This is a genomic window from Pseudomonas sp. NFPP04 (assembly GCF_900113815.1).
Lineage (GTDB): Bacteria > Pseudomonadota > Gammaproteobacteria > Pseudomonadales > Pseudomonadaceae > Aquipseudomonas > Aquipseudomonas extremorientalis.
Map to the genome: position 1 here is coordinate 1 of NZ_FOQS01000024.1, position 8,409 is coordinate 8,409.

Consider the following 8,409-nt stretch of genomic DNA (forward strand, 5'->3'; position numbering starts at 1 on the left):
CCCTTACCAGGAGGTCCAAGCAGTGCTTCAGTATGCCTCCACCCATTCGCTCGCTGACGGCTGCAAGGCGATAGCGTTGTCCCACGGGCTTGATGACAATGGCCAGTTCCAACTTGATTTCAATGACGGCAAGTATTTCCCGTTCGAAGGTATACCGATCAACGAGGGCGTCTTCGTGCTGTCATTTCCGAACGCCACGACGCGTCAACGCGAGCTACTGATAAGCCTGACGGACGTTATCCTGCATATTCGCTACACGATTCGCCAAGCAGCCGTGCCTCGCACCGCCACAGTTTCACAGCCCTAGTACCGGCTTGCCAGACTGGACGCGTTGATAGCCAAGGAGAAACCAAGGCAAAAAAAACCTGCATCTCTGCAGGCTTCTCTTTATGTCGCTATCTGGCTCCACGACCTGGACTCGAACCAGGAAGCCAATGATTAACAGTCACTTGCTAGCTGTTAGGCGCACTGGGGCCACGACGAAATGTGGCGCAGAAAATAGGTTAGCTGCATAGCGTGGGTCGCATGAGTGCGTCACGCTAGGAAAGTTAGTCGGGTTGGAGGGGCTTGTCAAAGCAGGACTTTTCAATGACCTGTAGGAAAAGGAGGCGCCCTCTGTCAGTTACCGAGTAACCTTCGGCATTAAGCTAGATACAGAAGGTTGGGCGAAAATTGCTTTACTAATTGAGGGGCAGCTAAAGAGGGACAAGTTCTAGACTACGAATTGATCCAAGCAGTTTCAAATTCTTTCGGGCCGAAAACAACACTTGGTCAACCAATCACGTACCGCGTAACTTTATTATCGAAGATAATAGATAGACAGAATTCCCCAACGACAACTTTTCCTCTCCCATACAACGGTACAAGACCCCAAAAACAAACAAGAAACAGCCCTTAACACTTACAAAGCCTAACCACTAACACCAAGAAATCAGGCCTTTTATACATGCTTAAATCACGTGAACACACCCTACCTTCAACAACTTACCACCTCACAAACTCAAACCTCTACTGATTTTGCAACTACATATAACGCAACACCTACAGAATGCAGAAATAGCCTGTAATGCTTGTCACCACTTGAAAGCTCTTTGCCCTGCTGCATGGCTATAATATCTGAATATCCATATTCAACAAGAGACCCAAGCATTGAAATATCACCATCATCCTTACAACTAAAAAAACTATAACCGGGAAATGGCTGCTTTAAAAAATATGAAACCTTTAAGAAACGAATACTCTTTTTAATCTCTCCAGCACTTGAATTCTCATCATCATAATAAACATCCAATTCAAGAGTTGTTCCCGAATAAAAAATCTCAAATCTATTTTCACCGCCACCAGGCAACAACTGATCGAGATCAAGCAGTTGCCTAGGATTTGACAATTTAATTTTTTCAATCATTTTCTAGCCTTATCTACAGAGCCGCCGTAGTTGTTATTAAGCTGTTGCCTTACCAAATCATCAAAGGTCAAGTTATCATATGCCTTTATTCCTGTCTTATTGGTTCCATACCATGGATTTTTAGGAACGCCTGCCTCTATCAAAGCAGTTGAACTCCTAGTGTTTGCGATAACTTTCTTCCCGTCAATCATTACGTAATCTGATGGAACTTGACTTGGTCGGGATCCCTCAGGGTCAGACACCATTTACCCCATCAACCCGCCATTCAGCGCAAGGCGATTGTCGGCCCGAATTAGATACAGCATCATCACTCGATTCGTTTCGTCACCTACCTCAAACTCAATAAATCCGCCCCGTTTAGGATCCCCTTTATCAATTTTACTTACCACGCAGCGTGACGGTTCGAGGGTGTCGACGTTCCGGAATGCTTAACTTTTTCAGTTTCCGCGTTGACCCCTAAATACTTATCAGCATATTTTTCCGGAGTGCGCTTGTGAAGCTCCCCCAAAATCGACACCAGACTTTCATGAATAGCCAAGTCTGTAGGCTTTATTTTCATAGCATCCTCATAACACTGCAAGGCGCCTTCAAGATCTCCCACCTTAACCAACATCGCACCTAGTTCAAGATACGTATCGACAAATGAAGGTTCGGCTTCAATGGCGGCCTGATAATACTTGAATGCGTCGACAACATTTGACGCACGCTCATTCGATACGCCTGCAAGGAAAAGATATCGAGCTATGACTTGATCAGGGGCCAACTGGGTAGCGACTTCATAATGCTTAATAGCCTGACCAAAGTCACGCTGATAGAAACATATATCACCTAAACATTCAGCACATGCAGAATCAGACAGTGAATGCGAGCAGGCCTTGAAATATTCTATTGCATTTTCGACAAGCCCGGTTGAGAGGTACCGAATCAGTTGTCTCTTAACATCATTAAAATCAGACTCGTTCACAGCTACTCTCCAACTACTCTAACGGGACTGCTCAGGGTCAGCCGCCATTTACTGGGACTAATTGGGATCAGACCCCATTTACCCCTTATCCACAACATTCCAAATAATTTGCTTTGGCGGGCCATCCACACCGTTTTTACATTCAGCTGCTCAACCACTTCAACAGCAGTCCATTTATTTCCATTACCAAAAAGATGCCCGCCAGTAATACCCCTGATCATTGAACCCGCTTTCTTTATAAAAACCATCATAATTGGCAGCATCTGCAATAGCCGTATCAATTTCTCTGAATGAAACCAAACTGCCAAACTGTGAATTTATAGCAGTGATGTCGCCTGCACTTGAGTCGACCTTGAAACCACCAAGACCTGTTCCACTTAGCAGGTTTGACGCTGAACTTAAGCCACTAGTAGCTAGATCATCTAACTTTCTGACAGCGCCACCAGTTGCTTTGGACCCATTAATCCCCACCATAGTAACTGTAAAGATCCGCATCAGGCCAACGTTCGTCGTATGCGGTTAATGTACTTTGTAGGGCCTCACTACGAGGGTCCTCAGAAGGATTCATGTTTGAAATGACAAATTCTTTAATTTCGGGCCACTGAAGCTCACGCATGCAAAATGCCACAACTTCAAATGGAGACCCCCGAGACACTAAAATCAACTTAAATCTATTTATGAAATATTCTTTACAGCCAGGATGTTTTTTTACAAATTCCAAAATATTTATCAAGGACCTCTCATAGGTAATATCTAGCTCTTCACCAAAAGCGGCTATAGCTATATCACAAAGCTCATCAAACTCTTTAATGACGTCATTCATTTCGCCCCCCAAACACCTTTTCTGGAATTGCCAGAATCTGGCACCCAGACTTTTCTATATATTCCTCTCCCATTTCAAACCCTTTTTTAGAAAAAGCTTCTTCTGCTGCGGCTTGAGCAGCCCGACCAGAGGGGTCATAGTATGCTTATGCATTATCAATACATTTAACTTTTCCGCTCACAATTTTACTTATCCCGCAGCAACAACGGGTTTGCCATTCGCTAGGTCAATGTGACCACCACCTACATCATTAAACCTTCGCCCGTTCACTAACTGACCATCCTGAAGAACGACTTAGCTATATCTTTCTGCGCTTTGGGTCAATTTTGTATCTGAGATTAGCGTTATAACAACGGTTGGATGATCTGGGAATTGATTGGAAAAACTAGGCATCGCTTGCTTGTCTACAGAACCCGCTGTGGCTTTTGCACCTGTTCAACCCTTCAATGCTGGCAAAGACAGCACTTCATCGTACTGCGGCCAGTCTTCCCTTGCGCGCTTGAGCACACCTTGCATCAACTTGTCCAACTCAGGCACTGGCTGCTCGGGCGGCAATTGGTCAAAGGGCGCGGTCAGCAGCGGATGATCAATCTTCTGCGGATTGGCTAAACCTTCCCACTGGCGCAGGCGCAAGATATAGAGAATTTCCACGGGCACGCGCTCCAAGTGCCAATCCTGATTGAAGTCGTAGGAATTCTTCTGGCTCTCTTTGCCGGTTTGCCAAGTGTGGCGGTCACACGCGGCCAACAGACAGGGCATCAGGTCGTCGGGGCAGGGAGTGCGCCACTTGGCCAACAAGGCTTCGTAGATGGGTTCGTCGTAAGCATAAGCAGGCCATTGATGCGAGACATCGCCCACCCAATCGGCAAACACACGCAGCATAAAGGCTTGGGCGCGGCGGTGCTCCTCTTCATACTCGATGACCAGTTGATGACCACGGTTGAGCGCCGCATGGGTCAAATAGCCTTGGTGGATGACAGCTTCCTTCCAGCCCAGAATCGCCATAGCGGCCATCATGTTGGCAGCGGTTTGGATACTGTAGTTTTGTTGGCGTCTGTCATTACCTACGGCTTTAGCCAAAACGTCAAACTGCTCCGCCCAAAAAAACAATTGCCAAATACCTACCTGGTAGTAACGCATCCAGTGTGTCAATTCGGAAAGCCATCGCGGGTTTCCCGTTGCAGTGGCAAGTACTTTGTGAGCCCTTGTCACCGACATCCATTCTGCACGAGCATCTGTTGCATTGTTTCTGTTTGGAACCATCATTGAAAGCTTCGGCGAAGCATCCTCGCGGGTAACGTACTCGCGAATACCGGCTATCTCATATTCATCCGAGACATGTGGCCCCTTGGCTATGCGCCCCAGCACACTTTTGTAAGAAGGCCATTTCGGGTTTACGCCCGAGCGCTCGCACTGAATTATTTCTTGGACCATGGTTCCACCTTAAATTCTGCTACACCTGTTTTTCCGGGGGCAGGAACACCGACTTTGACGGTCACGCCTTGGACTTTGACGTTTTCAGAACGCAGCGCTGCTCGCAAAGCATCACGTAATGCTGGGTCCGAATCGGCAATTGAGCTATTACCCAACCACCCTCTCAACCTCGTCGCCGGATCTCCGTGCGGCGTACCGGCCTTACTCACGCCATTCACCGAAGACTTCGCATCCATCACTACCACGGTAATCGTATCGCCATTGATCGCCACCGCGCAGCCATCACAGCCGTGGTTGCTACCGTTCTGCAATGGCTTGAAATTGAGGCCGGTTTTTCCATTGAGGGTTTGAAGGGCCAGTTGCTCGCCCAACACCCCATCATTTACAAGCGAACCGGTCTTCCAATTGGGAATAAAAAAGTGGGACAGATTTATTTTCTATTCAGCCATAGCAAATGAATAACAAATAAATCTGTCCCTTTCTCGTATTCAACCTTTCAGCGCTGGCAAAGACAGCACGTCATCGTAATTTGGCCAGTCTTCTCTGGCACGGTTGAGTACACCTTGCATCAACTCGTCCAACTCAGGCACAGGCTGCTCGGGCGGCAATTGGTCAAAGGGCGCGGTCAGCAGCGGATGATCAATCTTCTGCGGATTGGCTAAACCTTCCCACTGGCGCAGGCGCAAGATATAGAGAATTTCCACGGGCACGCGCTCCAAGTGCCAATCCTGATTGAAGTCGTAGGAATTCTTCTGGCTCTCTTTGCCGGTTTGCCAAGTGTGGCGGTCACACGCGGCCAACAGGCTGGGCATCAGGTCGTCGGGGCAGGGAGTGCGCCACTTGGCCAACAAGGCTTCATAGATGGGTTCGTCGTAAGCATAAGCAGGCCATTGATGCGAGACATCGCCCACCCAATCGGCAAACACACGCAGCATAAAGGCTTGGGCGCGGCGGTGTTGCTCCTCGTACTCAATCACTAATTGATGCCCACGGTTGAGAGCCGCATGGGTGAGATAGCCCTGATGGATGACGGCATCCTTCCAGCCTAACATCGCCATAGCGGCCATCATATTAGTGGCGGTTTGGATGCTGTAGTTCTGGCGCCGTCGATCATTGCCTGCCGCTTTGGCAATAATGTCGAACTGGCCCGCCCAGAAGAACAACTGCCAAATGCCTACTTGGTAATAGCGCAGCCAATGGGCCAATTCCAGAAGCCATTGCGGATTATCTGGTGCGGTTGCCAATACCTTGTGGGCTCGTGTAACGGCCATCCATTCAGAGCTACTACGCGTAACGTTGTCACTATTCGGTACAGGCATTGATGGCTTCGCAAATGCATCACCGCGCTCAACATATTCACGGATGCCGTTCAACTCGTATTCATCTGAGACGTGTGGTCCCTTGGCTATGCGCACCAGCACACTTTTGTAGGAGGGCCATTTTGGGTTTACGCCCGAGCGCTCGCACTGAATTACTTCTTGGTCCATGGTTCCACCTTAAATTCTGCTACACCTGTTTTACCGGGGTCGGGAACACCGACTTTGACTGTTAAACCTTGAACCTTGGCTTTTCCTGAGTCCAACTCCGCTTGCAAAGCATCACGTAAGGCAGGATCAGAGTCAGCAATTGATTTATTACCCAGCTGCCCCTCCAACCGCGTCCTCGGGTCCCCATGCGGCGTACCGGCCTTACTCACGCCATTATTCACCGAAGACTTCGCATCCATCACCACCACCGGGATCCCTCAGGGTCTGCCCCCTATTTTCGCTGGTGATCGTACATGCGCTGGGCGTGACGTTGACCGTCTGCCCTATCGACTCTGATGAGCCTGCATGCAGTGGCGAATTACCTATCTGATGCCCGTTCGGTAGCCCCTGACGATGCGGTGGCGTAGCCGCCGTGTCGGCTGTGGCCAACAAGGACTCCTCAGGGTCAGACCCCATTTACTACGCGGGGTCTTACTGCGCGGATTCTGACGCCGTTTAAACTCTTTATTTGATCGCCCCAGTATACTTGGTTCAAAGTTACTTCTATTGAAACGACCAGTCATGCACCGATATCAATTCGATCTTCTGATTAGACTCATACTCCAAGGGTGCTCTATAGTCGGTAATAAAGCTAATCCCCTCTATATATTCACCATTTTCAATAATCAGAAACTCATCATCCACTTCATTAAAATCCAACTCGTAAAAATCCTCAAGCAGCAGTAGGTCACTGCCAGGCATAACCACTTTAAACTTCCCTTGATAGCCTCTACCAACCACTATCCTATATAGCTTATTGCCCTCCCCAAAATCCAATGAAACCCAGTCATTCCGATAGCTGAAAGACTCCACGACTGCACCTATACCGATGGCGGAGCCCACCGCCGTTCGAACGCCAATCCAACCTGAACTTTCGAGCAAAATTTTATTAAGAGCGGAGTTTGAGTCGTACCACTCCACAGCGCCAATTTTTTCCTGAACACAGGAAAAATCTTCGCCCAAATAAAAACCAGCCGCACTCAAGCCAGGACTCAACTCAGCCATAAGATCAGAAACTAATAAAGTCATTCACCATCACTCCCAGTTTTTCCATTCCCCAGCTTCATATTTTAACCGACTTCCCTGCTTATCATAATACTGCTGATAGCTGGTTATCGTTCCAGGCTTGAAACCTGTGAATAACAATCGACTCCTCTCTAGCTTTTAAAAGCGTTAGCACAACGCGCAACGCCCGCTCATCATTCGAGTCACCGAGACTCCGCGCACCGACCTCGCCAAGCCTAAGACTTCGCCAGCAGAGCAGATTCAAGATCGCTCTCCGGGGCTTAGGGTGAATGTGTGGGGATCCCTCAGAGTCCGTCTGCTTTTTTGATTTATTTACCATGCGGCGTGACGATTCAACGGTATAGACTTTCCGGAACGCCTCATCTTTCAACTGTCGCTTTGGACGCTGAGTACAATAGTCAACGGCCTTTTCGCCAAGCCCGCTTTACCCCATGCGTTGCTAACAGAAACGGGACTCACTAATGCCTAAAGATGATTGATTTTGCGAAGTCTGCATACTTATAAAACCAACTTAACGCAAAAAAAATCGAGAATGGCATTCCCAACCATACAAATACCACATCAAATTCCACCTCAAACCCTGCAGAAATAAACAGGACTGGCAACAATGCCAGCAGGCATCCTATGGAAAGCATTACGACTAAAACACCCGCCGCCATTATTGCCGAGAACATCAACTTACTAATCGTCACCCTTAGCCTCCTCGTAAAAGCCGTAGCCCTTATAACCCACTCCGCCGACATACACACCTAGCGCCGTACCAAACGGGGTTTTCGTGCCTAACAACGTGACTCCCCAGGGTCAGACCCCATTAACCGGTTCAAACAGAACGGGAACAGGCCTATAACCAAGCGGTCCTGGATACGCTGAGCACCCGCTTCAACAGCCAGACGCTCTTCAACTGTAACCGATCCATCACCCACACATTCAAAGCCGCCCATTGAAGCCCGATGCTGCGCTCCCGATCTCTTTCTGGAGCCAGCACCTCATGATGCGTCCCGACGCCAAAGTCGAAAAAGTTTACCTTTACCCCAAGTCCGTGGACTTCCGAAAATCCATCGACGGCCTGGCCGCCCTGGTCGAGCTGGATATCAAGGTGGCCGTCTTCGACCCGGTACTTTTCGTTTTTCTGAATCGCTCCCGCAACCGGGTGAAAATCCTCTATTGGGAGCGCAACGGCTTCTGTCTTTGGCTCAAGCGCCTGGAATCCGAGCGTTTCAAAACCTCGCCC

At 48.6% G+C, this 8,409-nt stretch carries 13 protein-coding genes; 2 read left to right on the forward strand and 11 right to left on the reverse strand.

Annotated elements, in window-relative coordinates; genetic code table 11:
* Positions 1–307, forward strand: a 307-nt coding sequence (locus BM017_RS28565; RefSeq protein WP_170856133.1) for a Tc toxin subunit A-related protein, incomplete at its 5' end; no start/stop codon positions are given.
* Positions 308–1,000: 693 nt separating this feature from the next.
* On the opposite strand, the gene BM017_RS29025 is transcribed toward BM017_RS28565, so the two are convergent.
* From BM017_RS29025 to BM017_RS28615, 11 genes are all read right to left on the reverse strand, one after another.
* Positions 1,001–1,405, reverse strand: coding sequence for a hypothetical protein (locus tag BM017_RS29025; RefSeq protein WP_130898115.1), 405 nt, complete (start codon positions 1,403–1,405; stop codon positions 1,001–1,003).
* On the reverse strand, positions 1,402–1,647 hold the full coding sequence (locus BM017_RS28575) for a hypothetical protein (protein WP_175531773.1): 246 nt from the start codon (positions 1,645–1,647) through the stop codon (positions 1,402–1,404). The genes BM017_RS29025 and BM017_RS28575 overlap by 4 nt, the downstream gene beginning before the upstream one ends.
* Positions 1,648–1,787: 140 nt before the next feature.
* Positions 1,788–2,369, reverse strand: coding sequence for a tetratricopeptide repeat protein (locus BM017_RS28580; protein ID WP_071490198.1), 582 nt, complete (start codon positions 2,367–2,369; stop codon positions 1,788–1,790).
* Between the two features lie 183 nt (positions 2,370–2,552).
* Positions 2,553–2,864 carry a hypothetical protein gene (locus BM017_RS29030; protein ID WP_139216893.1) on the reverse strand — a complete coding sequence of 104 codons (312 nt, stop codon included), beginning with the start codon at positions 2,862–2,864 and terminating at the stop codon, positions 2,553–2,555.
* The gene (locus tag BM017_RS28585; protein ID WP_071490199.1) at positions 2,830–3,192 is read right to left on the reverse strand and encodes a hypothetical protein; all 363 of its coding nucleotides are present in this window, start codon (positions 3,190–3,192) and stop codon (positions 2,830–2,832) included. Before BM017_RS28585 ends, BM017_RS29030 begins: the two co-directional genes overlap by 35 nt.
* Positions 3,193–3,627: 435 nt before the next feature.
* Positions 3,628–4,302, reverse strand: coding sequence for a hypothetical protein (locus BM017_RS28590; RefSeq protein ID WP_092250868.1), 675 nt, complete (start codon positions 4,300–4,302; stop codon positions 3,628–3,630).
* A gap of 308 nt (positions 4,303–4,610) precedes the next feature.
* The gene (locus tag BM017_RS28595; RefSeq protein ID WP_256575705.1) at positions 4,611–5,000 is read right to left on the reverse strand and encodes a hypothetical protein; all 390 of its coding nucleotides are present in this window, start codon (positions 4,998–5,000) and stop codon (positions 4,611–4,613) included.
* A 114-nt stretch (positions 5,001–5,114) separates the two neighbouring features.
* On the reverse strand, positions 5,115–5,789 hold the full coding sequence (locus BM017_RS28600) for a hypothetical protein (protein ID WP_092250871.1): 675 nt from the start codon (positions 5,787–5,789) through the stop codon (positions 5,115–5,117).
* Between the two features lie 308 nt (positions 5,790–6,097).
* A complete protein-coding gene (locus BM017_RS28605; RefSeq protein WP_256575708.1) occupies positions 6,098–6,352 on the reverse strand; it encodes a hypothetical protein in 255 nt (84 codons plus the stop codon).
* Between the two features lie 304 nt (positions 6,353–6,656).
* Positions 6,657–7,181 (reverse strand): hypothetical protein, encoded by a 525-nt coding sequence (locus BM017_RS28610; protein WP_092250865.1) that lies wholly within the window; start codon positions 7,179–7,181, stop codon positions 6,657–6,659.
* A 455-nt stretch (positions 7,182–7,636) separates the two neighbouring features.
* Positions 7,637–7,870: a hypothetical protein gene (locus BM017_RS28615; protein ID WP_092250874.1), complete on the reverse strand. Its 234-nt coding sequence runs from the start codon at positions 7,868–7,870 to the stop codon at positions 7,637–7,639.
* A gap of 296 nt (positions 7,871–8,166) precedes the next feature.
* Here BM017_RS28615 and tnpB point away from each other — a divergent pair.
* Positions 8,167–8,409, forward strand: a 243-nt coding sequence (gene tnpB / locus BM017_RS28620; protein WP_139216894.1) for an IS66 family insertion sequence element accessory protein TnpB, incomplete at its 3' end; no start/stop codon positions are given.